Annotated in this window: 26 protein-coding genes and 1 pseudogene; 10 read left to right on the top strand and 17 right to left on the bottom strand. The window is 59.8% G+C overall.

The genetic code is table 11. From position 1 onward, the window contains the following. Positions 1-2: 2 nt before the first annotated feature. Entirely contained in the window at positions 3-476 is a 474-nt protein-coding gene (greB, locus tag A7J50_RS09215; RefSeq protein ID WP_064451523.1) for a transcription elongation factor GreB, read from the bottom strand. A 125-nt stretch (positions 477-601) separates the two neighbouring features. Continuing rightward, positions 602-1,606: a hypothetical protein gene (locus A7J50_RS09210; protein WP_064451522.1), complete on the bottom strand. Its 1,005-nt coding sequence runs from the start codon at positions 1,604-1,606 to the stop codon at positions 602-604. 239 nt (positions 1,607-1,845) lie between these two features. Between A7J50_RS09210 and A7J50_RS09205 the strand changes: the two genes are divergently transcribed. From A7J50_RS09205 to A7J50_RS09195, 3 genes are read left to right on the top strand one after another with little or no spacing between them, the layout of a single operon-like run. Further along, positions 1,846-2,772 carry an ABC transporter ATP-binding protein gene (locus A7J50_RS09205; RefSeq protein WP_064451521.1) on the top strand — a complete coding sequence of 309 codons (927 nt, stop codon included), beginning with the start codon at positions 1,846-1,848 and terminating at the stop codon, positions 2,770-2,772. Next, positions 2,769-3,494, top strand: a complete 726-nt coding sequence (locus tag A7J50_RS09200; RefSeq protein WP_064451520.1) for a hypothetical protein — start codon at positions 2,769-2,771, stop codon at positions 3,492-3,494. Before A7J50_RS09205 ends, A7J50_RS09200 begins: the two co-directional genes overlap by 4 nt. Positions 3,495-3,509: 15 nt before the next feature. Continuing rightward, on the top strand, positions 3,510-5,252 hold the full coding sequence (locus A7J50_RS09195; protein ID WP_064451519.1) for a GldG family protein: 1,743 nt from the start codon (positions 3,510-3,512) through the stop codon (positions 5,250-5,252). A 4-nt stretch (positions 5,253-5,256) separates the two neighbouring features. On the opposite strand, the gene A7J50_RS09190 is transcribed toward A7J50_RS09195, so the two are convergent. From A7J50_RS09190 to A7J50_RS09180, 3 genes are all read right to left on the bottom strand, one after another. Continuing rightward, complete coding sequence (locus A7J50_RS09190; RefSeq protein WP_064451518.1) at positions 5,257-5,565, bottom strand: hypothetical protein; 309 nt, start codon at positions 5,563-5,565, stop codon at positions 5,257-5,259. A gap of 259 nt (positions 5,566-5,824) precedes the next feature. After that, positions 5,825-6,259 (bottom strand): DoxX family protein, encoded by a 435-nt coding sequence (locus A7J50_RS09185; protein WP_064451517.1) that lies wholly within the window; start codon positions 6,257-6,259, stop codon positions 5,825-5,827. Between the two features lie 103 nt (positions 6,260-6,362). After that, positions 6,363-7,784, bottom strand: coding sequence for a transglycosylase SLT domain-containing protein (locus A7J50_RS09180; RefSeq protein WP_064451516.1), 1,422 nt, complete (start codon positions 7,782-7,784; stop codon positions 6,363-6,365). Between the two features lie 236 nt (positions 7,785-8,020). Here A7J50_RS09180 and A7J50_RS09175 point away from each other — a divergent pair, with 236 nt between their 5' ends. From A7J50_RS09175 to A7J50_RS09165, 3 genes and pseudogenes are all read left to right on the top strand, one after another. Continuing rightward, positions 8,021-8,827 carry a TatD family hydrolase gene (locus tag A7J50_RS09175; protein WP_064451515.1) on the top strand — a complete coding sequence of 269 codons (807 nt, stop codon included), beginning with the start codon at positions 8,021-8,023 and terminating at the stop codon, positions 8,825-8,827. A 96-nt stretch (positions 8,828-8,923) separates the two neighbouring features. Further along, the gene (locus A7J50_RS09170) at positions 8,924-10,405 is read left to right on the top strand and encodes a methyl-accepting chemotaxis protein (protein WP_064451514.1); all 1,482 of its coding nucleotides are present in this window, start codon (positions 8,924-8,926) and stop codon (positions 10,403-10,405) included. Positions 10,406-10,513: 108 nt separating this feature from the next. Continuing rightward, positions 10,514-10,762 (top strand): annotated as a pseudogene (locus A7J50_RS09165) (terminase); the annotation flags it as partial. Between the two features lie 6 nt (positions 10,763-10,768). Here the strand turns inward: A7J50_RS09165 and A7J50_RS09160 are convergent. The 3 genes from A7J50_RS09160 to A7J50_RS09150 all read right to left on the bottom strand — a co-directional run bounded on the left by A7J50_RS09160 (position 10,769) and on the right by A7J50_RS09150 (position 12,741). Further along, positions 10,769-11,566: an acyl-CoA thioesterase gene (locus tag A7J50_RS09160; protein WP_064451513.1), complete on the bottom strand. Its 798-nt coding sequence runs from the start codon at positions 11,564-11,566 to the stop codon at positions 10,769-10,771. 90 nt (positions 11,567-11,656) lie between these two features. Then, on the bottom strand, positions 11,657-12,418 hold the full coding sequence (locus tag A7J50_RS09155; protein ID WP_064451512.1) for a CHAD domain-containing protein: 762 nt from the start codon (positions 12,416-12,418) through the stop codon (positions 11,657-11,659). A 44-nt stretch (positions 12,419-12,462) separates the two neighbouring features. Continuing rightward, positions 12,463-12,741, bottom strand: a complete 279-nt coding sequence (locus A7J50_RS09150) for a hypothetical protein (protein WP_010176194.1) — start codon at positions 12,739-12,741, stop codon at positions 12,463-12,465. Between the two features lie 216 nt (positions 12,742-12,957). Here A7J50_RS09150 and A7J50_RS09145 point away from each other — a divergent pair, with 216 nt between their 5' ends. Further along, positions 12,958-13,995, top strand: coding sequence for a patatin-like phospholipase family protein (locus A7J50_RS09145; RefSeq protein WP_053255125.1), 1,038 nt, complete (start codon positions 12,958-12,960; stop codon positions 13,993-13,995). A 132-nt stretch (positions 13,996-14,127) separates the two neighbouring features. On the opposite strand, the gene A7J50_RS09140 is transcribed toward A7J50_RS09145, so the two are convergent. The 6 genes from A7J50_RS09140 to kdpF form a co-directional block, all read right to left on the bottom strand. Then, entirely contained in the window at positions 14,128-14,817 is a 690-nt protein-coding gene (locus A7J50_RS09140; RefSeq protein WP_053255124.1) for a response regulator, read from the bottom strand. 37 nt (positions 14,818-14,854) lie between these two features. Next, complete coding sequence (locus A7J50_RS09135; protein ID WP_064451511.1) at positions 14,855-17,506, bottom strand: sensor histidine kinase; 2,652 nt, start codon at positions 17,504-17,506, stop codon at positions 14,855-14,857. Positions 17,507-17,632: 126 nt separating this feature from the next. Next, a complete protein-coding gene (kdpC, locus tag A7J50_RS09130) occupies positions 17,633-18,178 on the bottom strand; it encodes a potassium-transporting ATPase subunit KdpC (protein WP_064451510.1) in 546 nt (181 codons plus the stop codon). Between the two features lie 64 nt (positions 18,179-18,242). After that, positions 18,243-20,294 (bottom strand): potassium-transporting ATPase subunit KdpB, encoded by a 2,052-nt coding sequence (gene kdpB / locus A7J50_RS09125; RefSeq protein ID WP_420492094.1) that lies wholly within the window; start codon positions 20,292-20,294, stop codon positions 18,243-18,245. Between the two features lie 18 nt (positions 20,295-20,312). After that, positions 20,313-22,007, bottom strand: coding sequence for a potassium-transporting ATPase subunit KdpA (kdpA, locus tag A7J50_RS09120; RefSeq protein WP_064451508.1), 1,695 nt, complete (start codon positions 22,005-22,007; stop codon positions 20,313-20,315). Positions 22,008-22,016: 9 nt separating this feature from the next. Continuing rightward, positions 22,017-22,106, bottom strand: coding sequence for a K(+)-transporting ATPase subunit F (gene kdpF / locus A7J50_RS09115; protein WP_003218754.1), 90 nt, complete (start codon positions 22,104-22,106; stop codon positions 22,017-22,019). Positions 22,107-22,499: 393 nt separating this feature from the next. On the opposite strand from kdpF, the gene eat reads away from it, so the two are divergent. Next, the gene (eat, locus tag A7J50_RS09110) at positions 22,500-23,864 is read left to right on the top strand and encodes an ethanolamine permease (protein WP_064451507.1); all 1,365 of its coding nucleotides are present in this window, start codon (positions 22,500-22,502) and stop codon (positions 23,862-23,864) included. Between the two features lie 111 nt (positions 23,865-23,975). Continuing rightward, on the top strand, positions 23,976-24,143 hold the full coding sequence (locus tag A7J50_RS30220; protein WP_064502997.1) for a DUF2897 family protein: 168 nt from the start codon (positions 23,976-23,978) through the stop codon (positions 24,141-24,143). Between the two features lie 8 nt (positions 24,144-24,151). Here the strand turns inward: A7J50_RS30220 and A7J50_RS09105 are convergent, their stop codons facing one another. Then, the gene (locus A7J50_RS09105) at positions 24,152-25,000 is read right to left on the bottom strand and encodes an urea carboxylase-associated family protein (protein WP_064451506.1); all 849 of its coding nucleotides are present in this window, start codon (positions 24,998-25,000) and stop codon (positions 24,152-24,154) included. Between the two features lie 15 nt (positions 25,001-25,015). Further along, entirely contained in the window at positions 25,016-25,660 is a 645-nt protein-coding gene (locus A7J50_RS09100) for a GntR family transcriptional regulator (protein ID WP_064451505.1), read from the bottom strand. Positions 25,661-25,793: 133 nt separating this feature from the next. Here A7J50_RS09100 and A7J50_RS09095 point away from each other — a divergent pair, with 133 nt between their 5' ends. Further along, positions 25,794-26,372, top strand: a complete 579-nt coding sequence (locus tag A7J50_RS09095) for a TetR/AcrR family transcriptional regulator (protein ID WP_064451504.1) — start codon at positions 25,794-25,796, stop codon at positions 26,370-26,372. Between the two features lie 22 nt (positions 26,373-26,394). Here A7J50_RS09095 and A7J50_RS09090 read toward each other — a convergent pair whose 3' ends face one another. Beyond that, positions 26,395-26,727: a ComEA family DNA-binding protein gene (locus tag A7J50_RS09090; RefSeq protein ID WP_064451503.1), complete on the bottom strand. Its 333-nt coding sequence runs from the start codon at positions 26,725-26,727 to the stop codon at positions 26,395-26,397. Between the last annotated feature and the right edge of the window lie 128 nt (positions 26,728-26,855).

Below are 26,855 nucleotides of genomic sequence, written 5' to 3'. Positions count from 1 at the left end.
GTCTACTTCACATACTCGATACCGGTAATCCACCAGCACACCTCACCATTCGGTGTCTGCACGATAGCCTCATCGTCGACTTCCTTACGCAACAGCGCCCGGGCCATGGGTGAGTCGATGGAGATGTAATCCATGCGCTCATAAATTTCGTCATAGCCGACGATTCGAAAACGCTTGGTCTCGCCCTGCTCATTTTCGATATCGACCCAAGCGCCGAAGAACACCTTGCCTTCCTGCTCAGGCATGTACTCCACCACCCGCATGTCTTCCAGACGCTTGCGCAAGTAGCGCACGCGCCGATCAATCTCACGCAGCAGTTTCTTGTTGTATTGGTAATCCGCGTTCTCGCTGCGATCTCCGAGGGAAGCCGCCCAGGTCACCTTGCGGGTGGTATCCGGACGTTTCTCACGCCACAGGTAATCCAGCTCTTTTTTCAGCGCTTCATGACCTTCTTTGGTAATCAGCTTGGTACTCAAACGCTTGCATCCCCAGACAATGTCCAATGGTGCCGATACGCCACGGCATCATGCCTTGGCGTCGGCTGGCTGGGGTTGATAATAAATGAACCCTGAAAAGTAGCCAGACCAGAGAACCCATCGGTTCAACCCTGGCCATCCAAGGCGTGATCCAGCTCAAGGAGCACACCCTGCAGACGCTCACGCATCCCCGACACCTGCGATAGCGCCAGCGCCAACTTCTCAGCCTTCCGGCCAACCTCCAATGTCTGGTTCTGCAACTGCGTGGCGTGCTGCTCCAACTCAACACCCTTTTTATCCAACGCGCTCTGCTCTTGCTCCAGTCGAGCCTGCCACTGCTCCAGTATTTCTTCGCGTTCGATAACGGCGAGTTTCTGTTGTGCCAGCTCCTGGGCGACCTTGGCGAGGCTGGTCAGCGTGCTGTCCACCTCAACCATTGATGCATGTTCCATCTTGGCAGGGAGTTTGTGCGGCGCCGGTTCTCGGGGCTCAAGCCGAGCCGCTGGCGCACTGGGCTCGGCCGGCTCCGGCGCCTGCGTTGTCGCAACGGGAGAGTCCAGGGGTTGTGGCACGACGGGCTCGGAAACAGGCTGCTCGGCGGCCTTGGGTGGAGTCGTGGTTCGGGGTGGCGAAACCATCTGCGACGAGAAGCGAATGGACGGCACGATCAATGAAGCACTTTCGATCACAGGCAATGTGGGCGCGGACATGCCCAAGGTAATGACCTTCATGACCAAGGCTTTCTTGATCATCATTGAATGATGATCCTCAGGCCTCGCAGGTGGCAACTTGCAGCCTTTCAAATCAATGAAATGAAACGGGATCGAAGACTCGAGAACCGCGCCCGTCTTAGTGCCGGAAGCTGCCGCCATCATCAGGATTTGCTTAAAGACTTGCATGGCAACTTGCAGGTCTTCCTTGGACTCCACACCGCCCAGGAAATACCGATCGAGTTTCTTGCGTAACGCCGCGATGTAGACCCTCGAGTTACCGGGTTCGATCTCTTCATCCAGGCTATAGACAAGAAAGTTGGAGTCGGTCTGCGCTACGGCAAACCCGCAGAGCAATGCACCGTTGACCGGTGCGTCCTGGCCGCTGCGTTCAAGAACAAGGGTACGTAGAAGCATCATGCTATTCAGGCCTCATTGCGAAAGAGTAAACCTTATATAAACGCCAGATAAACATCCGGCCATTAATAAGCTCGAAACAACGCAATTGTTTCAGCAAGTTATCCAATCTGACGTAGGACTTATCTGATAAACATGTCCCCACGTTCCCAAGTCCAATGTTTAAACGTAACCTTCTTGGCGCTCAACCGTTCATGACGGGCACATGCTCATACGCCTCGCAAAACTTATTCGGTAAACAAATGCTCGAGATAAGCAGCCTGACAAAGCACCTGGGCAAAAGAAACGTCATTACCCAACTCTCGTTTTGCGCCGAACGCCAGGAATGCATAGGCCTGTTCGGGGAGCATGGCGCAGGCAAAACCACACTGCTGAACCTGATATCCGGCGTAATAAAACCCTCTGCCGGGCATATCACTGTCCAAGGGTTCGACACTCAATCGCACCCACTTCAAGCCCGAAAAGCCCTGGGCTATCAACTCCAGGGCGGCCTCAGCCATCAGTCGATGTCGGTCAAAGGCCTGCTCAATTTCATCGCTGACGTGCGAGGTTTCAGCGGCGCTGAAAAACGCAGCCGGGTAGATCGAGCAGCCATGCGCCTGGAATTGTCCCGCGTGCTCAACGCCCCACTCGACACGCTTTCCATCGGTTTGAAGCGCAAATTAGCCATCGCCCAAGCGATCCTGCATACACCCGACCTGCTCTTGCTGGATGAACCGATCGAGGGTTTGGCGCCGGATCAATTGCTCAAGTTCAAGACACTTATCCAGTCCCTGGCCGAAGAAATGACGGTCATCATCGCCTCCCGTCATTGCGATGACCTTTCCAATCTCTGCACGCGCGCGCTGGTTATCGCAGACGGCCATCTTGTGGCCGACACCCCGCTGCCCGATTTGCAGCGCAACTCCCGGCATTACCAAGCCGTCACGCTGGCCGCGCAAACACCTCTGGATTTACTGGCCCTTGCCGTATTACCCGGCGTCGCCGGCATAGAGGAGGACCGGCACACGCCAGGCACCGTGACTGTTCTCGCCATGCCGGGTCACACCATCTACCCCCCTATAAACGCACTTATCGCCAGCCGCGGCTGGAATATCACGTCACTGAGCCTGGAACCAGGGCGCCTGAACGACGTTGTTCACCGCCTTAGCCACGAGGTATCCCTTTGAAGCTGCTGCCCGTTATTTTCAAGCGTCAACTTGCCAGTTACGCCTGCACGCCAAGCACCTACCTGAGTGTTGCTGCTTTCCTGGTGCTGTGCGCTACGCTGGGGCTGTATACGAGCCCGTGGATGGAACGGGACAGCGGCGACTTGCACGTATTTTTCCAGTTGCACCCCTGGCTCTATCTGCTGCTGATTCCAATGTTATCGACACACCTGTGGGCGGACGAACGCACCACGGGCCTGCGCGACATGATGAAAACACTGCCCATTACGTCAGCAGAACGCGTAATGGGAAAATTTCTGGCCGCGTGGGTCGTGTGTGGTATCGCGTTGATGCTCACGTTTCCTATAGTGATCCTCGCCAACTGTCTCGGCACTGCCGACAACCGTGTTATCAGCTCACAATTTCTGGCCAGTTGGTTACTGGCGGGAAGCTATCTGTCTGTCGGTAGTTTTATTTGCACATTCACGCGCCAACGCCTGGTTATTTTCCTGGTGACGTTGGGTTTATTGCTGACAGCCAGCGGACTTTCTTCTGTCCTGGATGCACTCGAACATCAGGCGCCCATCTGGGTGGTAGACAGTTTGATTGCGCTTGACCCCATCTCGCGTTTCGAGACGATCGACAATGGCAAACTGACACTTCGTGACAGTTTGTACTTCATCAGCATGATCCTTGCCTTTCTCTCGGCAACGACGGTCACACTCAACTACAAAACCAGTTGAGAAGGGAAGCAACGTATGCGATCCGTTCTTAGTACGGGCATGACACTGTTGGTCATACTGTTACTGTTCCTCGCGTTTAATCTGGCCTGGGTAAATAACCTGCCTGAGGTACGCTGGGACTTTTCACAGCAAAAAAAACACACTTTGTCGCCCTCGGCGCGACACTTGCTCGCGACACTGGAACATCCGCTGGATTTGTATTACTTCAACTCAAGCCATGATCCAAACAGAAGCCACGCATTAAAGCGCTACGGTGAACGCGTCGAAGACTTGCTCAATGAGTTCGAAAAAGCGTCAAAGGGCATGATTAACCTGCACGTTATTGATCCGGTACCTTATTCAGAAGATGCCTACAAAGCCGGCTTATTCGGCCTGGATGACAAGCAGGGTTTCATGGGCCTTATCGGTACCCGTGCCGGTCAGACTGCACAACGTATCGATGTATTCAGCCGCGATGACGAGCCACTGCTTGAATATGAAATCAGCCACCTGATCTACAAGTTGATGCACCCCGAACCGCCCACCATTGGCGTGCTGACGGGGCTGGCGCTGAATGAGTCTGCAGGCCGAGTGATGGCGCAGATGCATCAACATTTCAACCTTGTGAGCCTGGCATCAAGCACCTCCAAGGTGCCTGAATCGATCGGAACGCTGATGGTCGTGCACCCGCGCGCACTGCCCGAACACACCTTGTATGCGATTGAACAGTTTGTATTGAGGGGCGGCAAACTGATGATCTTCATTGATCCCGTGAGCGCGTTGGATGGGAAAACGCCATCGGCGGACTCCCGGCTCGACGGGCTACTTGCCGCGTGGGGCATACAGATGCCGACGGACAAACTACTGGTCGATCATCTCTATACCCTATCGTCTTCGCTCAGCCCTGAGGCGCCGGCATTACGCCTCGCAGCCAGGTTGAACCTGCCACGGCAAGCGATGACAGCCAACGATGTGAGCACCTGGAAACTGAATGCTGTGGTCGTATCAAGCAGCGGCGCACTTTCGCGCGTCAGGAAAGGCCGTACGACGCTGACGCCTCTGCTGCAAAGCTCCAGGCAGTCCGCATTAATGGACACTGACCGGGTTGCAGCGGCGCCTGCATTCGACTCACTCATCGACTGGACGACTCCCGGACAACGCCAGGTGATAGCGGCCCGCATCGATGGCCCTGCCTACTCCGCATTTCCAGAGGGTGTCAGTGGACAGCCCCCTGGTTTGCAAAAAGCCGCACACATCCAGGTGGTGGTGGTCGCCGACACGGATTTGCTGATGGATTCCGTCATCAGTTCGGCGCCCAACAACAACGTGCTGTTTGTCTTGAATACATTGGATAACCTGGCTGCCCCCGACATTCTTGCGAGCATTCAACCCCGTGCGATGGCGAGCGATGCCCCCCAGGCACTGGAACAAATGCGCGAGGCCGCCGCACAGGCCTATACGCAAAAGGCGGGAGAACTGCAAAAACGGCTTGAGCAAACCGAACAGGAATGGCAACGATTGAACCCGCCGAGAATAGATTTCGGCACACAAGCGGTGGATACCAATACCCAGTTGCAAGCGCTCAACAAGGAGCGCCTGCGACTGCCCATGGAGTTGCAAGCACTCAAGGCCCAGGCTTACGCCTCGGTGCATCGCATGGAACGAAACCTGAAACTGCTGATGATCGGCGCGGTACCGCTGCCGTTATGCTTGATCGCCTGGGCAGTTTTTGTGTACCACCGGCGGCGGCGAGCAGTCGTTGCTAAAGCCTTCCACTGACGCTTTAACGACGCGCAATCAAGCCTTGCCGGGCAATGCGCGTCAGTTGGCGAATCACCTCGTCGGCATCGCCGGCACTTGGCGCCTGAATAACCGCAAGATCAAAGCTGTTGCTGGCAAAGCGGGCCAGTGAGTCGCCATCTTCCACAAACTGGATCAGGAAGGCCGAAGGCCGCCCCGTGCGACGCGGCCAACCGTCCAGATAACGCAACAGCGTTGGCTGGTGCTTGCCGCCCAGCAGAATTCTCGGATTACGTTGAATCAGGCCCGCAGTAATCGGGGCCAGGCGTATGAGGGGGCGTAGTGCATTCATCGTGTCGTGTCTCTGCCTCAAAAGTCTGCGGGCAGGTGAGAGGCAACACCGAACCAGCGCTTTAGCGGTATTTCGAAGCCTGACGCGCAATAAGCGCAGGCTTCTGTCGGGCTGCAATGAGTCCCAGTGGCGCCCCGCAATTAGCTGTTTAAATCGGCGCATGAGCAGCATCCTAGAGAAGCCGATGGGGCGGTGTCAAGAATCGCGAGCAACGAAAAAGCCCGCTCATGGCGGGCTTTTTCAAGGTGCGACGTGGGTATCAGTTGGCGATGGCACGGTCGACTGACAGTTTGCCAGCGCCTTCCAGCAAGACCGCCAGCGCGCCGCCGAGCAAGGCCAATGCAAACTCATAACCGTTATTGGCCATGAACAGCCCATTGTGGATGTGCACCGAGAAAATCGCCACCAGCGACAGGAAGGTCAGGCCCAATGCGGCCGGGCGCGCCAGCAAACCGATGATCAATGCCAGCCCGGCGAAGAACTCCGTACCGCCTGACAGCACCGCCATCAAGGTACCCGGTGTAAGGCCGAGGCTTTCCATATACTGCGCAGTACCCGCCAGGCCGTAGCCACCAAACCAGCCAAAAAGTTTTTGCGAGCCGTGTGCCGCGAAAATGATACCGACGAAAATTCGCAGGATGGTCAGGCCGTAACCGGCGCGGGTGGACAGGATGCGGTTGATCAGTGGGCTCATGCAGATAATCCTTTTCAAAGTAGGGGTTGGTTGGCCGCTATATTAATCGAATTAAACAATGATAAAAGCCGAAAAAATGCCTAATACTTATCGATAAAAACGATTATTTTCGCGAGGCGATCTTCGGCGTCGACGGTTCCAGGGACCCGCGCTCCCGATCAAACGCCAAGTAGTACTTGTTCACGCTATTAACATAGCTGACGCCACCCATTCCCACCTGCTCCATGGCAATACGTTCAACCTGGAAGAACCACTGATTGGGGTTCAACCCCCGGCGGCGTGCCTCCGCACGCATGCCCTGCACACGCTCCGGCCCCATGTTGTAAGCCGCCAGCACAAAGGCCATGCGTTCACGCTCGTTCAGTTTTGGGCTGGCAAAGAATTTGCGGCGAATCATCGCCAGGTAGCGCGCGCCAGCCTGCACGTTGCTGTCGAGGCTCTCGATATTATTGACGCCCACCCGCTGCGCCGCGGAGGGCGTGATCTGCATCAGGCCGGTAGGTCCGCCACTGCTGCGCGCGCCGGGGTCAAAGGCCGACTCCTTGAACGCCAGTGCCGCCAGGTTCAACCAGTCCATGCCCTGCTCACGGGCGTGTTTTTGCAGGACCGGGCGCAGCTTTTCCAGACGCTGGCGATCGGCGCGTGCCAGGGGGTTACGCACTTGATAGAGGCGTCGGTAGATACGCTGGAACGCCACGTCCTGGTCGGAGGGCGTGCGATAAGACTTGAGGAACCGATCAATACTGGCCCGTAGCATCGAGGCATCCTGGCGCACGAACCAGTACTCATCGCCCGGCTCGCTGATCGCCACCTGCCGATCAAAGCGCAACTTGGGCAGGATTTTCGACCAACGCTCGGCAATCGGTTTTTCGACAATGGTGAGGTGGAAGATACCGGCCTGGACCATCTCCAATACATCTTCCACGGCCAATGTCGGGTCGACCCACTCCACCTTCACCGGCGGCTGCTTGTGCAGGGCCAGTTTCTGGTTGACCTGATTAATCGCGTCCGCCGCCGCACTGCCGGTGGTCAGCGCCAGGGTACGCCCGGACAGTTGCTCCAGCTTGGTAAACCGCCGCTCGCCCTTGACGCCCACCAGCCACAACGGCACATCGCTGGCAATCGGGTCGCTGGTGCTGATTTTGTGCGCGGCCTTCACATCGAGCAATTCACCCGGCGCCACCAGGTCACCTTCGCCACGCGCCAGCGCGCCGAGCAGTTGATCCTTGGCCTTGGGAATAATCTTGAGGTTGATTTCTTCACCGTCACGGGCGTGGCCGTTCAGGTATTGCTCGAAGGCCCGCAGGCGATGGTATTCGACACCGATGGCCTGGCCCTGGACCTCACCGGAACTGTTGCGGCTCTGGTTGACCAACACACGCAGGGTGCGGCTGGAGCGAATTTGCGCCAGGTCACGTACCTTGCCGGGCTTGGTCACTTCCAGCGGCCCATCCAGACGTGCGACCGCCGCCATGGGCAGCAGTAACGTCAGGCACAACACAAGCAACGCCGAGGGTCGGATCATCCGCTCTCCGGAAAGAATACTGGCCAGCCTCTTCGCGAAAGGCGAAGGGCTGGAGGTCAGAAACAGAGCGCTTTATGCGCTGGCAAGGCACGCAACGGCGGCATGGTAGAAGGTGTGTTACCCACCACAATGTCGCTTGCGACGTTCAAAGACAGCTATAACTCGTTGTAGTTCTTAGTTTTTCTTATAAATCTACAGCTCTGATATGCTTTCCGGCCGCAGGCGGAGATAGCACCATGCAACTCATTGATATCGGCGTCAACCTGACCAACCCCTGTTTCGACGAGAGGCACCAGGCCGTTCTCGACCGCGCCTATGCCGCCGGCGTGGAACAATTGGTCCTCACCGGCACCAGTGTCGACGGCAGCGAACAGGCCCTGGAACTGTGCGTAAAACTTGATCAAAGCGGCCAACGTCTGTTCAGCACCGCTGGCATCCACCCGCACTCGGCCAGTGACTGGAACGGCGACAGCGCTCAGCGCTTGCGCGCACTACTCAGCGAAAACCGCGTGCGTGCGGTGGGTGAGTGCGGGCTGGATTTCAACCGGGATTTTTCCCCGCGGCCCCAGCAGGAAAAAGTCCTCGAAGAACACCTGGCGCTGGCCGTCGAGCTGAAGTTGCCAGTGTTTCTCCACGAGCGCGACGCCAACCAGCGCCTGCTGGAAATTCTCAAGGGCTACCGCGACCACCTGACGGCGGCCGTGGTGCATTGCTTTACCGGCGAACAACACGCGTTGTTCAGCTACCTCGACCTCGACTTGCACATCGGCATCACCGGTTGGATCTGCGACGAGCGCCGTGGGGCTCACCTGCATCCGCTGGTCAGGGAAATTCCCCGGGGCCGTCTGATGCTGGAAAGCGATGCGCCCTACCTGCTGCCGCGCACCCTGCGCCCCAAGCCGAAAAATGGCCGCAATGAACCGGCCTACTTGCCTGAAGTGCTGCGTGAAGTCGCCCTGCACCGCAACGAAACCATCGAAGACCTGGCCGAGCACAGCAGCGCGTGCTCGCGCGCATTTTTTGGCTTGCCCCACGTCGGTTGATGCGGCGCATTGACCCATGTCAAAACCGATTGCCTGAGTAGCGGCACAATAATGGCACCTTGCCAACACTGTTTCCGCTATCAGAGAAAACCTTCCATGGGTGCCTGGCTTAGCAATATCTCGCTGAAATACAAATTCTGGGCGGTCAACGCGGTCGCTTTCATCACCACATTGCTGCTGGTGCTGTACGCCGTGCAGCTCGAACAACAGGCACGCAACGCGGCGTCCCAAGCCTCGGCCCAGGCGCAGGCGCGATTGCTCGGCAGCTGGCCGGCCGACAAGGCGCTGCCTGAGGGCGAGCACTGGTTGACGTTTGCCCGTGGCCAAATCCCGCAGTTGGCCGATCAGGACCTGTCAGCCCTGAGCACAGCCAGTGGCTGGGTCGAGCTGAATCACCTGCCCTTGCTGGGTGAAAACCCGCTGATCGGCGCTGAAGTCATTGCACGCGCCGATGGGCGACGGATCGCCGTGCTGGCCTATGGGCAGAGCCTGAGCCAGGTATTCGCCGAACGCTTCGCCAACTACGCTGTGGTCGTGCTGATCCTGATGCTGGCGATGCTCGGCGCCTCGCAGTTGCTGATCCGCTTCCTGCTCAGCCAACTCAATACCCTCAAGGACGTAATGCTGCACGTCGAGAAGACCGGTGATTTGTCGGCCCGCGTGCCCCTGGCCTGCACAGATGAAGTCGGCCAAATGGCCAGTGCATTCAACGCCATGCAAGCCGGCTACCAGCGGGTGGTCAACACCGTGGCGCGCACCGCCCGGCAGCTCGATGAAGGCGCCGCTCGCCTGGCCAGCAGCATGAACGAGGTGCAACACGGCATGCTCGGCCAGCAAAGCGAAACCGACCAAGCCGCCACCGCGATCAACGAGATGACCGCCACCGTCTACCATATCGCCCAACACGCCGGCGCCACGCGCGACCTGTCACAGACCGCCGACACCCTGGCGGGCAGCGGCCGGGAAGTGGTCGACCGGGTACAACGTTCGATTGCCGGGCTGTCCACCGGCGTGCAACAGACCGCCGAAATGATTCAGAAACTCGCCGAAGACAGCCAGAAAATCAACGGCGTAGTCAGCGTGATCCATAGCATCGCCGAACAGACCAACCTGCTCGCCCTCAACGCCGCCATCGAAGCCGCCCGTGCCGGTGAAATGGGCCGTGGTTTTGCCGTGGTCGCCGATGAAGTGCGCAACCTGGCCAAACGCGTGCAAACCTCCACAGACGAAATCACCCGCATGGTGTCAGCCCTGCAATCGGGCACCCGCGACGCCGTGGACTTCATGCAGGAAAGCTCACTCAAGGCCGACGACTGCGTGCAACAGGCCCAGGAAGCCGGCGCGGCGCTCGCCGAAATCACCGGTGCCGTGGCGCAGATGCGCGAAAGTAATACCCAGATTGCCGTCGCCGCCGAACAGCAAAGCCATGTCGCCGAAGAGATGAACCGCGCAGTGGTGAGCATTCGTGATGTGACGGAGAACACGGTGCAGCAGACCGTGGGCTCGGCCACTACCAGCAATGAACTGGCGACGCTGGCCGGGGAGTTGAGCAAGGCGATCGGGCAGTTGAAGTTGTAGCTGAACAAGGCTGGCTATGGCCCCCATAGCGAGTCTTGATTCGCCGCCCCACCCGCCTGCGACCTAAACTTTGTCCATGTTGTTTCAACGGACAGAGGATTAATCATCATGGGCAAACGTCATCCTAACTTCCCCGCCTGGCAATGGCGCAATCAGCCACAAAGCCTTCAGCACCCGACCAACCTGGGGCTGCAGTTGATTGCCGTACCGCTGCTGATCATCGGTTTTCTGTCGATGGCATCCGGTGTATTCAGCCTCAGCCTGGCCAGTTTTGCCGTCGGCGCCATCGGTGTGTTGGCTGGCGTTACGCTGCAACGCCACGGGCGCAAGCTGGAAGCTCAGGGTAGCCAGCGGTTCTGAGGCTCAGGCGAAGACCACCACGGTCTGGCGGCTGATGGCGATCAAATCGCCGGTCGGGCTCCAGAGTGCGGCGGCGGCATGGCCGTAGCCGTCGCGGGCGTGCTCGATGTTGACGTAATACTGGCACCAGTCGAGGGTGGTCAGGTCTTGAAGCGGCTGGATAAATTCGATGGTCCAGGTCAGCGTGCTGCCGGGCGCCGGTGCGGACAGGTGTGGCAGCAAGGCCGGTGGCCAGGCATCGACCAGGGCGAGGATGTGCGACTCGGTAAGGGGCTCTTCCTTCACGTCGCCGCGCAAACGCACCCAGCCGCCCATGTCGCGGGATTTATTACCGGTAAACGGCAGCCCGCCGACACTCCAGCGCATTGCCAGGTGCCGCATGAATTCGGGGGTGACGCCCTTGATGTAGGGCAACTCCTGGCATTCATCCCAGTGCTTGAACGTCGGTGGGGGCTCACTCGCCACATCAATCTGCGACTCGCGTGCCGCGCCAAAGCTGGCCTGTACCAGCGTTGCAACCTCACCATTCTGCACCACACGGCCGAGCAGCTGACTCACGGCCTTGCCTTCGCGCAGGACTTCAACGTGATAACTGGCAGGCACCTGCGGCGCAACCGGACCGACAAAGGTCACGGCCAGTGAGCGTAAAGGGCGATCGGCCGGCACTTGAGCGCGCAAGGCTTCGTATTGCAAGGCGGCGACAAGGCCACCAAAGGTCGCGCGACCCTGGGCCCATTCGGCGGGGATAGTCACATCCAGCGGATTGTTACGGGCGGCGTCGAGCAAATCACTAAAGCGCATGGCGACCTCACATCAAGAAAACCGATGGGGGAATCTTAACCACCGGGCTGGCAAGGTACAGCGCCCATTCCGGCCAAAAACCGGACCCGCCTAGAAACAATCCGCACTGAGTTTGTCGAGCACCCGATCCGCCTGCCCTTCAGCCGTGGCCATGGTGCGATGCCACACTGCGACACACGGCTGCAAGTCGGGCTGATGTTCGGCCTGGGCCAACCACTGCCAGCAATCGTGCCAATCACCCAGGGCGCCTTGGGCTTGCTTGAGGCGCGACATCGCTTTGGCCGGGAGTTTGTCCAGCTCGGGGTAGGCCTCGGCTGCGTAGCGTACGCGCTTGATCAGCAACCGCAGGCGATGGCGATCATGGCTTGGGTCTTTCAGGGCTTTATCGAGTGCGTGCCATTGCTTGCCCAGCCGCTTTTCGATGCTCGGGCGCAGGCCTTTGAGCAGCTTCTGGTGCTGGGAGGCGCGGATAAAACGTGGGAAGGCATCAAGGATCAGCAGCAGGTGCGCCAGTTCCGGGCTTTGCGCCACGTGGCGGTAGGCATCGGGTTGCAGGCGCAGGCGTCGGTCGGCAGCCGCGTGATGACCGTGCTGGTGAAGATACGCCGCCAGGACCTCTCGGTCGCGCAGCGGCGTGGTCATTTGGCCGACCGTGCCGGCGGCCAATTCAAGCTGTTCGACACCCGGCAGGCCACGCAAAGGACGCAACAAACTGCGCAGGCGCCGCACGGTGGTGCGCAGGTCGTGCAAGGCTTCATCGTCGGTGACGGCGGCGAGGCGAGCCTGGCAGCTCAGCAACCCTACTTCCAGGCCAATGACCTGAGCGACTAACTGATCAACCAAAGCTGACATCCCTTCCTCCCTTGACCATTAAGACCCTGCTTGCCGCTTACGGGTTAACGCCCGGCGCGCGACTCACGGATATAGAACCGCGCTTTCTCGGCCTTGTTGGAGCACCCTTCAAACGCTTCGAATTGCTGTTGGGTCTTGGCACCCGTCAACAATGACAAAGCCTTAGAGTAGCTCACAGTCCCGGCAAAACCTTCGGCCTTGGCCAAATCCAACTCATGCCACGCCGCGTCCAATTGCGTGCCACAACTGTCGCGGTACGCGGTTTTCCCGGCACAACCGGCCAGGGCCAACACGATCACAGGCACACACATCCAGGCTTTCATCAATGACACCTCAAATAAAGAAAAACAGTCGTACGGTGTAGACGTTGCCTACAAGGAAAAGTGCCTTGTACGGGCGCCTGAAACCAAAAGTGATGATAGCCAGAGCATACCCGAGCGCCCCGACTATTCCGGAAAATTATTGCGTGTGTCGACGAAGATTGAAGCACTGACCTTGATGGGTGCATTGTGGGCAACTGTTTTACGAAGGATCAGGTCATGAAGAAACGTGTTGCCTTGGTACTGGGCTCCGGCGGCGCCCGGGGTTACGCCCATATCGGTGTGATCGAGGAAATCGAACGGCGCGGCTACGACATCGCCTGTATCGCCGGTTGCTCGATGGGGGCGGTGGTGGGCGGGATCTATGCCGCCGGCAAGCTCGATGAGTACCGAAACTGGATCGAGAGCCTCGACTACCTGGACGTGCTGCGCCTGGTGGACGTGAGTTTTCGGCTGGGCGCGATCCGCGGCGAGAAAGTCTTCGGGCAAATCCGCAAGATTGTCGGCGAGATCAATATCGAAGAGCTGCGCATTCCCTACACCGCCGTTGCCACGGACCTGACCAACCAACAGGAAATCTGGTTCCAGGAAGGCTGCCTGCACCAGGCCATGCGCGCTTCGGCGGCGATTCCAAGCCTGTTCACGCCGGTGATGCAAGGTAACCGCATGCTGGTGGACGGCGGCCTGCTCAACCCGCTGCCGATTGTGCCGGTGGTGTCGAGCCATTGCGACTTGATCATCGCCGTCAACCTCAACGCCACCAACCAAAAACACTACCAATTGCCGGTGATCCAGCGCCCGCCCGCGTTCAAGAGCCGCTTCAACAGCTTGGCCAAGTCATTGGGCTCACACCTGCCGTTTCGACGCAAACAAGCCGAACAATTAATGAAGCTGGAGCAGGAGGCATTGCAGGCCCAGACGGCAGAGATCAACCCGTGGCTGGAATCGGCCGAGCCCGAATCCCAGCAACCCGCCGCCGCGCCGGAAAAGGCCGGGGCGCCAAAATCGGCGACCGGCTCGTTCATCATCGACAACGTTGGCCCGGCGTCGCTGCTGGACCTGATCAACCAGAGCTTCGAGGTGATGCAAACGTCGCTGGCGCAGTACAAGATCGCCGGCTACCCGCCGGATGTGCTGATCAACGTGCCGAAGCGCGTGTGCCGGTTTTTCGAGTTCTACAAGGCGCCGGAGTTGATCGCTTTAGGGCGGGAAATCGCCAGGGATACGTTGGACAAGTATGAGAGTGAGCAGGGTTGAAAGAGAGGGTGTGGCTGATGGCCTCTTCGCGAGCAAGCCCGCTCCCACATTTGTCCGCATTCCAAAGGTGGAATTCGATCGAATGGGGGAGCGGGCTTGTTCGCGAAGGGGCCAGTTCAGGCGCCGCTCAACTCAGGCATTTAACAACCGATAACCCACACCCGCCTCGGTCACGATAAACCGCGGCTGAGTCGGGTCGTCCGCCAGCTTCTGGCGCAGGTGGCCGACGACGATGCGCAGATAGTGGCTGTCTTCGGTGTGGGTCGGCCCCCAGATATCCTTGAGCAGTTGCTGCTGGGTAATCACCCGCCCGGGATGCCGCGCCAATTGCGCCAGCACCGCATACTCCTTGCGGGTCAGCGCCACTTCGACGCCGTCCAGCAGGACGCGGCGATAAGCCAGGTCCACCGTCAACGGTCCGAAACTCAACGCTGCTTCCTGGGCTTCTCCCGCCGGGGCCTGACGCAGCAATGCACGCACGCGGGCGAGAAACTCCTGGATCCCGAAGGGTTTGGTCACGTAGTCATTGGCGCCGCTATCGAGGGCTTCGACTTTCTGCACTTCACTGGCGCGCACCGACAGCACCAACACCGGCACCGTCGACCACTCGCGAAACTCGCGCAACACTTGCTGGCCGTCCATGTCGGGCAAGCCAAGGTCGAGCACCAGCAAATCCGGTTTGCTCAATGCCGCTTGGGCCAGGCCTTCGTTGCCGGTGCCGGCCTCGATCACCTTGTAGCCCTGGGAGGCCAGGCTGATCCGCAAGAACTTGCGGATCTGCGGTTCGTCATCAATGACTAAAATCGTCGCGGTCTGGCTCATGGTGTCCAATCAAAATCCGTGGAGAAAATAGGGTAGCTCAAGGCTCGCGTTCCAGGCCAGGCTGTGTCGGCAATGGCAGGAACAAAGTGATGCAGGTGCCCCGCCCTTCAATGCCCTCGGCAACGCTGATACGGCCGCCGTGGGCGCCGACCATGCCCTGGCAGATCGCCAGGCCGAGGCCCGTGCCCTGCCCGCCACGATCACCGCGGGCGGCGGTGTAGAACATATCGAAAATCTTGGCGCGCTCGTCTTCGGGAATTCCGGGGCCCTCATCGGCCACCGCAAAAAACAGCTGGTTGTCCGACACACCAGCAGTCACGTCCAAACGTCCCTGGGGCGGAGAGAAACGCGCGGCGTTTTCCAGCACATTGACCAGCGCTTGCTCGATCAACGCGGCGTGCACATACAGCAACGGCAACTCCGCCGGCACGTCGGTTTTCACCTGCAAAGGCGCCAGCACCGCGCGCAAACGGCCAAGCGCACTGCCGACAATATCGCCGGGCGAAACCCAGTCACGCGCCAGCTTCAGGGCGCCGTGGCCCAGGCGCGTCATGTCCAGCAGGTTCTGGATATAGCGGTCCAGGCGCTCGGCTTCATCGCGAGTGCCTTCGAGCAATTCGCGGCGATCTTCCAGGGGAATGGCCTCGCCGAGGGCCAACAGACTGTCGATGCTGCCACGCATGGACGTCAACGGTGTGCGCAAATCGTGGGACACCGAGGCCAGCAAGGCGCTGCGCAGTTGCTCGGTCTCGCCGTGCAGGCGCGCGGACTCCAGCTCCTGCGCCAATTGCGCGCGTGCCAAGGCCTGAGCCAGCGGTTGGCTCAGTGCCGTCAGCAGACGACGGCGTTGGCCGCTTAATTCCAGGCCCGGTTTGGGGCTCACACCGAGCAAGCCCAATGGCCCCTCCTCGCCCGACAGCGGCCACCACCACCAACGCCCAAACGGCAACGTGCCGGTGCCCATGCCGGCCGGCTGATCATGCTGCCAGGCCCAATCGGCGGCGGCGCGTTCAGATTCGGTGAGGTTCAACGCAGCGCCCGTCTCGACCTTCCAGCCGCCCTGACCATCGCGGTTAACCAGGCATAGATCCAGATCGCTCCAACCTTCCAGATGATGCGCTGCCGCGCTGATCACCGCCTGACGATCGGTAGCGGCGGTGAGTTTGCGCGACAGGTCGAGCAGCTCGCTGGTTTCTTCCTGGGTATCGCGCAGGGCTTGCAACTGCCGACGCTGGCGCGCGGCCAGGTTGCCGGTCAACGCGGCCATCAGCAGGAAGAACAGCAGGGTCAACACATCCTCTTCACGCTGAATGGCAAAGGAAAAATTCGGCGGGATAAACAGAAAGTCGTACGTCAGGAACGACAGCGCCGCACACACCAGGGACGGCCCGAGGCTGCTGCGCACGCCGACCAGCAATACCGCCGCGAGAAATACCAGAGAGATATTCGGCAGCGGCAGCACGCTGGCCACCGCCCAGGCCACCGCGGCCGCCACCACGGTCGCCACCACCGCCAGGCCGTAGTCGAACCACACCAACCCACGCACATCCGGCATGCGCGGGGGCGCGGGCATGTCGTCGCTGTCGAGGACGTTGATTTCCAAGCCACGCGCATTTCGCAGCAAACGCGCCGCCAGCCCGCCGCCAAACAAGCGACGCCGCCAGCGCATACGCGACTGCCCCACCAATAACAGGCTGGCACGGCGTTCCGCGGCATGCTGGATCAGTGTCTTCGCCACCTCCCCCGCTCGCAGCAGCACGACTTCCCCGCCAAGCCGCTCGGCGAGTTGCTGCGCGTTTTGCAAGCGCAGGCGCGATTGTTCATCTCGCGCACGGCCGTTATCGATATGCACCAGGCTCCACGGCAAATGCCGACGCTGGGCTACACGGCTGGCGTGACGCACCAGGCGTTCGGCCTGCGCATCGCCATCAATCCCGACCAGCAAGCGGCCACGTACCGCCGGCGCCGCCTGGCCGAGTTGGCGATAACCCTGGGCCAAATCGTCGTCGACGTGGGCCGCGGCGGTCTGCATGGCCAACTCACGCAACGCCATGAGATTGGTCTGGGTGAAAAACGCGTCGATGGCCGCGCGGGCCTGTTCCGGTACATACACCTTGCCGTCGCGCAGGCGCTCGAGCAGCTCGCGCGATGGCAGGTCGATCAGCAACAGTTCGTCTGCTTCTTGCAGCACCCAGTCCGGCAGGGTTTCGCGCACTTGTACGCCGGTGATGCCGCGCACCTGATCGTTGAGGCTTTCCAGGTGCTGGACGTTGACCGTGGTGAACACGTTGATGCCGGCGGCGAGCAGTTCCTGGATGTCTTGCCAACGCTTTTCATGGCGGCTGCCGGGGGCGTTGCTGTGGGCCAGTTCGTCAACCAGCACCAGTTTGGGCTTGGCGGCGAGCAGGCCGTCGAGGTCCATTTCTTCGAGCATCACGCCACGGTATTCACTGCGCAGCAACGCTTGTTGCGGCAGGCCGCTGAGCAACGCTTCGGTCTCGGCGCGGCCATGGGTTTCAACCACTCCGGCGACCAGGCGCACGCCCTGGCGCAGTTGGGTGTGCGCGGCCTGGAGCATGGCGTAGGTCTTGCCCACACCCGGCGCGGCGCCGAGGAAGACTTTGAGCCGGCCACGGCCGTCCCGTGGCAGGTCGGCTAACAGGGCATCGGCGCGGCCAGAGTCGCTCATGCGCAGGAGTTCCTTCAGGTGTTCATGGGGAGTCTGTCAGGCCCTCATCGCGGGCAAGCCCGGCTCCCACAGGGGAATGTAATCCAACTGTGGGAGCGGGCTTGCCCGCGATGGCGGCACCACGGCTTACAATTTTTCCAGCGCCATGTTCAGCGCCAGTACGTTCACCACCGGCGGCCCTACCAGCGGGCTTTCGATGTGTTCATCAAGCAAGCGTTGCAGAGTCGACACCGGCACATTCCGGGCAGCCGCTACGCGTGCCAGTTGATAGGCAATTGCCTGTGGTGGCAAGTGTGGATCAAGACCGCTGCCGGAGGTAGTCAGTGATGCAAGAGGCACCGGCCCCTGCCCTGCCACCAACTGTTTATTCGCATCATCAAAGATGCGCGTTGCCAACGCCGGGTTGCTTGGGCCGAGGTTACTCGCGCTGCTGGAAACCGTCGCAAACGCGCCCGCCGATGGGCGCGGATGGAACCAGCCGTCACCGGTAAAATCTTGGGCAATCAGGCTTGAGCCGCGCACTTTGCCGTCGGCATCACGCACCAGGCTGCCGTTGGCCTGATCAGGAAAGGCAACTTGTGCGACACCGGTCACGACCAGTGGGTAAGCGACGCCGGTGATCAGGGTCATGAGTACCAGCAGGCTCAGGGCCGGGCGGATCATGGTGGACATTTCAAATTCCTCACGTGAGTCATTGCAACCTGTGGGCACCAGCCTGGCACCCACAGGAATCGGGTCAAACCAGGTGCAGCGCCGTCAGCAGCATGTCGATCGCCTTGATGCCCACGAACGGCACCAGGATCCCGCCCAGCCCGTAGATCAGCAGGTTGCGACGCAGCAACGCCGCCGCACTCGCCGCCTGTACGCGCACACCGCGCAACGCCAGGGGAATCAGCACCACGATGATCAGGGCGTTGAACACGATGGCCGAGAGAATCGCGCTCTGCGGGCTCTGCAAGTGCATCACGTTGAGCACGCCGAGTTGCGGGTAGATCGAGGCGAACAGCGCCGGCAGGATCGCGAAGTATTTGGCCACGTCGTTGGCGATGGAAAAGGTCGTCAACGCGCCGCGAGTCACCAGCAACTCCTTGCCGATCTGCACCACGTCCAGCAACTTGGTCGGGTCGCTGTCGAGGTCGACCATGTTGGCGGCTTCGCGAGCAGCCTGAGTACCATCATTCATTGCCATGCCGACGTCGGCCTGGGCCAGTGCCGGCGCATCGTTGGCACCGTCGCCGCACATGGCGACCAGGCGACCGTCGTTTTGCTCATGACGAATGCGCGCGAGTTTTTTCTCAGGAGTGGCTTCAGCCAGCACGTCGTCCACACCGGCTTCAGCGGCAATCGCGGCAGCGGTCAGCGGGTTGTCGCCCGTCACCATCACGGTGCGAATCCCCAGTTTGCGCAGTTCGGCGAAACGTTCGCGGATGCCGGGTTTAACCACGTCCTTCAGATGGATCGCACCGAGCAATTTGCCATCGGCGCACACCAGCAACGGCGTGCCGCCGCTCTGGGCGATCTTGTCGATTTCCCGCGACAGTGCCGGTTGCAGGTCGCGGCGTTGTTGGCCGATAAACGCCAGCAGCGAATCGACGGCGCCTTTACGGAACACACGGCCTTGGTAGTCAACACCGGACAGGCGCGTTTCAGCACTGAACGGCACGGAGGTCAGTTGGTCCAGGGTAGGCTCGGCCTGCGGGTGCAAGGCACGCAGGTATTCGACGATGGATTTACCTTCCGCCGTGTCATCCGCCAGGGACGCCAGCAGCGCCCCTTCAGCCAAGTCCCGGCCACTGACGCCGGGCGCCGCGATTACTGCGGCACAGCGACGGTTACCGAAGGTAATGGTGCCGGTCTTGTCCAGCAACAACACATGCACGTCACCCGCCGCTTCCACGGCACGCCCGGACTTGGCGATCACATTGAGGCGTACCAGCCGGTCCATACCGGCGATACCGATGGCTGATAACAGGCCGCCGATGGTGGTAGGAATCAGCGTCACCAGCAGTGCGACCAGGAACACCAGCGGCAAGCTGCCATTGGCGAAGTGAGCGAACGGCTGCAGCGTGACCACCACCAGCAGGAAGATCAGCGTCAGGCCGATCAGCAGGATATCCAGCGCGACTTCGTTGGGGGTTTTCTGGCGTTTGGCGCCTTCCACCAGGGCGATCATGCGGTCCAGCGTGGACTCGCCCGGGTTGACGGTGATGCGCACCAGCAACCAGTCCGAGACCAGCCGTGTGTTGCCGGTGACGGCCGAACGGTCACCGCCGGACTCGCGGATCACCGGCGCGGATTCGCCGGTAATCGCCGCTTCGTTGACTGCGGCGATACCTTCGATAACCTCGCCGTCACCAGGGATCATTTCCCCGGCGGCGACGCGTACCACGTCGCCTTTACGCAGGCTGGTGGCCGGTACGACCTTGAAGCTGCCGTCGGCCTCCTTGCGGCGCGCGCCGAGGCCTTCGCTGCCGGCTTTAAGGCTGTCGGCGCGGGCCTTGCCACGACCTTCGGCCAAGGCTTCGGCGAAGTTGGCGAACAGCACGGTGAACCACAACCACACGGCGATTTGCACGGCGACGAAGGTCGGCACACTGGTGTCAGGCACAAAGCACAGCACGGTGGTCAGCATGGCGGTCAATTCGACCACCAGCATTACTGGCGAGCGTTGCAGTTGGCGCGGGTCCAGCTTGACGAAAGCCTGGACCAGCGCCGGGCGCCACAGGGCCGACATGGCGGTTTTTGGCGACTCCTGAGTGTTCACGGGAGTGGCATTTTTTGCAGGCATATTCATTTTCATATCCCCTTAGAAGCCCATGCTCAGATGTTCAGCAATTGGGCCCAGTGCCAGCGTCGGCAGGAAGGTCAGGCCGCCCACCAGCAAAATGGTCACGGTCAACAGGGTCACGAACAGCGGGCCATGGGTCGGGAAGCTGTTCTGGCCAATCGGTGCGGTCTTCTTCATCGCCAGGCTGCCGGCCAGGGCCAGTACCGGGAGGATGTAGCCGAAGCGGCCGATCAACATACCCAGTGACATCATCAGGTTGTGGAACGTGGTGTTGGCACTGAAGCCGCCGAACGCCGAACCGTTGTTGGCACTGGCCGAGGTGTAGGCATACAACAATTGGCTGAAACCGTGAGGGCCAGGGTTGCTGATGGCACCCGCCGGACCAGGCAGGCTGGCGGCGATGGCGCCCAGTACCAGCGTGCCGATCGGCATGACCAGCAACGTCACCACCAGCAACTGCACTTCCTTGGCCTGGAGCTTCTTGCCCAGGTATTCCGGGGTACGGCCAATCATCAAGCCGGCGAGGAACACGGCGATCAACACGTTAAGCAACATGCCGTACATACCGGCACCGACGCCGCCGAAGATCACTTCGCCGACCATCATGTTGACCAGTGCCACCATCCCGCTCAGCGGGTTGAGGCTGTCGTGCATGCCGTTGACCGAACCATTGGACGCCGCTGTGGTGGTGACCGACCACAACACCGTGGCGGTGGTGCCGAAGCGCACTTCTTTACCTTCCAGCGGCGCGGTTTGTTCCACGGCTGGATTGTTCAGGGTCGGGTTGGGCTGGTATTCGGCCCACAGCGAGGTCGCGCCGCCGATCAGGAACAGGGCCAGCATGCAACCGAGAATCGCGCGGCTCTGACGCAGGTCCTTCACGTAGTGGCCGAAGGTGAACACCAGCGCCACCGGGATCAGGATGATCGCCGACAACTCGAACAGGTTGGCCCAGGCAGTCGGGTTTTCAAACGGGTGCGCAGAGTTGACACCGAAGAAGCCACCACCATTGGTGCCCAACTGCTTGATCGCAATCTGACTTGCAGCCGGGCCCAGTGGGATCAACTGGTCAACACCTTGCAGGGTCACCGCGTTCGCATAGTGAGCGAAGGTTTGCGGCACGCCCTGCCAGACCAGGAACAACGCGAACACCAGGCACATCGGCAGCAGGCCGTAGAGGGTGGCGCGGGTCATGTCGACCCAGAAGTTGCCCAACGTCTTGGTGGATTTGCGACCGATACCACGGCACAGGGCGACAAGGACCGCCAGACCGGTGGCCGCGCTGACGAAGTTCTGCACGGTGAGGCCGACCATCTGGCTGAGGTAGCTCAGAGAGGCTTCGCCGCTGTAGTTCTGCCAGTTGGTGTTGGTCATGAAACTGACCGCCGTGTTGAAGGCCAGCGTCCATTCCTGACCCGGCAATTTCTGCGGGTTCAGTGGGAGATAATCCTGGAACAACAAGATTGCGAATAACAGTACAAAACCAGCCAGGTTGAACGCCAGCAACGCCAGCGTGTATTTCTGCCAGCTCTGTTCCTGATGCTCGTCCACGCCCGACAGGCGATAGCACACCCGCTCGACAGGGCCGAGGACCGGCGACAGCCAGGTGCGCTGGCCTTCCATCACCTTGTAGTAGAACCGCCCCAGGAACGGTGCCGGCACCAGCACCACGGCAAAGAAGGCGATGATCAGCCAATAGTCATAACTGTGCATAGCCTGCTCCTAGTTCCGATCCGCGCGTAACAGCGCAACCAGCAGATAAATGAACAGCGCCACGGCCAATAGCAGTGACACCCCGTCCAGAACGCTCATGGAAGTCTCTCCGTTTTGCGGCGATTGCCGCGTGTGGGTCAATTGTCGGCAGGAGTGGCGTAAAGGAACGAGAGCGAGGGTATGGTCAGGCCGTAAAGACGGCGTAAAGAGTGGGTTTATGCGGGGTTTACAGGGGCGTGTTTTGACTGTTGCGGCCTCATCGCAGGCAAGCCCGGCTCCGACAGTTGACCACAACCCCAGGTGGGAGCCGGGCTTGCCCGCGATGGCGGCAGTTCAACCACCACCGCCCTTAACTGGTGCAATGACAGAAATTTTCAAACGCCAAACGATCTCCTCGGCGACAGTTCGGCGTCTTTACGACACGGAATCGCACAGTGGCATGGCCGCTGCAACACCCTGAATCATTCCAAACCGTTCAGGGAGCGCTACACGATGAACACACAACTCAAACCTACCTTGGGCACCTTGCACTTGTGGGGTATTGCCGTCGGGCTGGTGATTTCCGGCGAATACTTTGGCTGGAGCTACGGCTGGGGCGTGGCCGGTACGCTGGGCTTTTTGGTGACTTCATTGATGGTCGCCGCCATGTACACCTGCTTTATATTCAGCTTCACCGAGCTGACTACCGCTATTCCTCATGCGGGTGGCCCGTTTGCCTACAGCCGTCGCGCTTTTGGTGAGAAAGGCGGCTTGATCGCAGGGCTCGCGACATTGATCGAATTTGTCTTCGCTCCGCCCGCCATTGCCTTGGCTATCGGCGCCTACCTGAATGTGCAGTTTCCGGCACTCGACCCAAAACACGCGGCCGTCGGTGCCTACATCGTCTTCATGGGCCTGAACATTCTCGGGGTGAAACTCGCGGCGACTTTCGAACTGGTGGTATGCGTGCTCGCCGTCGCGGAGTTGTTGGTTTTTATGGGGGTGGTCGCGCCAGCGTTCAGCTTCAGCAACTTCGCCCTCAATGGCTGGGCCGGTTCTGACACCTTTGGTGCTCCAGCGATTGGCGGGATGTTTGCCGCCATTCCTTTCGCCATCTGGTTCTTCCTCGCCATCGAAGGCGCGGCCATGGCCGCCGAAGAAGCGAAAGATCCCAAGCGCACCATTCCAAAGGCCTACATCAGCGGCATTCTGACCCTGGTAGTCCTGGCCATGGGTGTGATGTTCTTCGCCGGCGGCGTGGGCGACTGGCGCACCCTGTCGAACATCAACGACCCGTTGCCGCAAGCCATGAAAGCCGTGGTGGGTGACAGCTCCGGCTGGCTGCATATGCTGGTGTGGATCGGCTTGTTCGGTCTGGTCGCCAGCTTCCACGGCATCATCCTGGGCTATTCGCGCCAGTTCTTTGCCCTGGCCCGTGCCGGTTACCTGCCCTCTTTCCTGGCCAAATTGTCGCGTTTTCAAACACCGCACCGCGCAATCATTGCCGGCGGCGTGGTCGGTATCGCCGCCATCTACAGCGACGGCCTCATCAACCTGGGCGGTATGACGCTGACGGCAGCGATGATTACCATGGCCGTGTTCGGTGCCATTGTGATGTACATCATGAGCATGCTCAGCCTGTTCAAACTGCGTAAGACTGAACCGCTGCTGGAGCGCACGTTTCGCGCACCGGGTTATCCGATCGTGCCGGGCATCGCGCTGGTGCTGGCGGTGGTGTGCCTGGTGGCCATGGCTTGGTTCAACGCGCTGATCGGTCTGATCTTTTTAGGCTTTATGGTCGTAGGGTTCATCTACTTCCAGCTGACCGCACAAGACCGTGCCGATGCACCGGCGGATGCGATGCTGACCGGGCTCTAAGGTTATCGGGGCGGAACAGGCCTACAATGAACTACTAAGAAAGCCTGTTACTCAAAGCAGTTATTACCGTGGGAAAATTCTCCCACGGTAGTCCGTCTCAAGGAGAGCCTTATGCCGTGGTATGCGTGGTTGATTTTAGTGGTAGCGATCGGGTCGATCGTCGGTGGGCTGCTGATGCTGCGTGACAGCGCCAACAAGGTGGAACTCACCGACGAACAACGCAAACGCGTAGCCGATCGCAACGCGCAGGCGGATGCCAAGGATGCGCAAGATCGCTGAGTCTTGAGTTACTCCCAATCCGCCTTGGCAATATGCAACCCGTGCTGGCCTTTATAGGCCGCACGTTCGGGCTGGCTCCAGCCCTTGAGTAACTCTTCCTCCAATCGATAAATCTCAACACCCAATGGGCGGCACACCGTCAGTGGGTCCTGCGCGTCCGGCCCCCACATTGGCAGCGACAGATCCCCGCCAGGGCACGTCGACAGCGCACACAGCAAATCGATCTCGGCAAAAAACTCCAGGTAATCGCCCTTCTGTGCCGGGCAGGCTTTCATGAAGTACATGTCGTCGTGATTGAGACCGGTGCACTGGAAAATATTCAGCACGTCGTGCACGTCAAACTCTGTCAGACCGTGGGGCAATACAGCTCGAGTCAAGTTGGAGTGGCAATGGTGATGGAAGTCTTCGCCGGTCAGCATGCGGTTCACATACGGATCACAGCGCGTACCGAGCAAGTCATGCAGGCGCCCGCCATGTTCATCAATGCCATAGCTCGCCAGGCTGTCATCGGTGATGGTTACCAAGGGCCGCAGAAAGGGCAGGTTCGACCACAACCGGTCATGGGTACTGACATGGGCACCTTGCAACTGCCGCGTGCGCGCCGCCCATAACCGTTCGCGAGGGTCATTGGCGTTCCACACGTTGAAGTCACCTACCTGCGGGCCCACCGGAGTGGTGACACGGAACACCTGCCCAGCCGGCACTTTCCACGCCCTCCCCGTGCGAATCGGCACCTCAAACTGCTCAACCAAAGTACGTTTATCCGCCTGGTCGCGAATACGTTCGTAGAACGCTGTGTCCACTTGCAGCGCCGAGCCTTTGCTGACCTGATAAGCGGCCGGATAGTCTTTGTACATGATGCGGTTCCTCAATCAGGGTTGGGTAAACAGGGCCAATGACAGACGTTCCGAATCCTCCAGGTACACGCTCATCGCTGTGCCTGCCGCCGGTTTATCCCCTTGGGCCAATAACGCGTAAATCTCGCGGTCTCGCTCCAGCCAGGGTGACTGGAAGCGTTGCTCATCGGGAGCAGCGCAAAACACCAGGCGCAGTTGGGCAATGACCTGGGCGAAAAACTCATCGAACAATGGGCTGCGCATCAGCGCGACAATCTGCTGGTGGAACACCAGGCTGTGAGTCGCCACAGCGCGCCAGTCTTCACGCTCCCGGGCCAGCGTGGTGGCCTCGATGGCGCTTTGCATACGCTCGACCTGGTCGTGCGTCAGCGCACGGCTTTGGGCAATGGCCTGCAACTCAAGTGTGCGGCGCACGACGAACAGGTCACGCACTTCGTCGCGCTCCAGCCGCCGAACCATCACCCCTTTGTTGCGCACATAGCGGGTGAGGCCCTCCTGCCCCAAACGGTGCAACGCTTCGCGGATCGTATTCCGCGATGCGTTATAGGCCTTGACCAGATCTACCTCGACCAGCGCCATCCCAGGTAACAGGCGTCCACCCATAATGTCGGCACGCAACTCGAGCGCAATCTGATCGGCTAAAGACAAACTAAGCGCCATGACCACCTCAAGATTGTTGAACAATCACTGAACCAAATGTAATCACTTTTCATGCCAACGCAGATGCACGTTGTCCGGATGGGTAAATAGGTTCAACTTCGTTAAAATACGCGCTCGCTCCCGAGGCAGTCCTATGCGTTATTCCGCAGACCATAAAGCCCAGACTCACCAACGCATCATCAAGGAAGCCTCCGTACGCTTTCGCCGCGACGGCATTGGGGCCACCGGGCTGCAACCCTTGATGAAGGCTTTGAACCTGACGCACGGCGGGTTCTACGCACATTTCAAATCCAAGGATGAGCTGGTGGAAAAAGCCCTGCAGGCTACTGCTGCAGAACTGGATGCACATTGCGAAATGCTGTTCAGCCAAGAACGACCGCTGGATGCATTCATAGACAGTTACCTGTCCGAGAGGCACCAGACCTCGCCGGATAAAGGCTGCCCGCTACCGACCATGTCTTCGGAATTGGGCCTGAGAGGCCAGCCTAGCCCGACCACGGATGCAGTGCTTGGGGCTCGGTTGAAGCAGGTCGAATCGGCCTTGGGAAACGCGGACGCCCATGAGCAAAGCCTGATGATGATGTCGACACTGGTAGGCGCATTGGTACTGGCCAGGAGTGTCGAAAGTGCAGAGTTGGCAACGCAGATCTTGAATGTGGTGCGCACCAAATTGAAAGCGCAGGTTTCAGCGCAAGAAGAGGCCGGTCACTGACCGGCCTCTTCAACTATGTCCCTTAGTTGATCACCAACCTGTCGCGGTTCTTCTCCAGCAACGCCTTACCGATACCTTTTACTTCCAACAACTCATCCACCGCCGTGAAGGGGCCATTACTTTCACGATAGGCGATGATTGCCTTCGCCTTGGCAGCGCCAATACCGAACAGGTCCCGACGCAGGGTTTCTGCATCGGCAGCGTTCAGGTTGACCTTGGCAGACTGCTCAACCTTGGTCATCTGTGCAGCGATTGGGGTGGGGGCTTCGGTTTTTACGGAAGGGGCAGCCGTGGTCGCTACGGAGATGCTCGCGAGGAAGGCAAAGATCAGGGAAGAGATATAGGTTTTTTGCATTGGTGACGCTCCATGACATCAATAGAAGAAAAGCAGCTTTCCGAAGCTGCCTTTCTAACTTAGGTGATGTTGGGGGAGAGTCAAAAGTGACTGGGTTACAGAGTGTGTTTCATACGCCACTGAGGCAA

Source organism: Pseudomonas antarctica, assembly GCF_001647715.1.
In the GTDB taxonomy this organism is placed as follows: domain Bacteria; phylum Pseudomonadota; class Gammaproteobacteria; order Pseudomonadales; family Pseudomonadaceae; genus Aquipseudomonas; species Aquipseudomonas antarctica_A.
The sequence above is the reverse complement of the archived record's forward strand: the minus strand, read 5'-3'. Positions and strand labels throughout refer to the sequence as shown.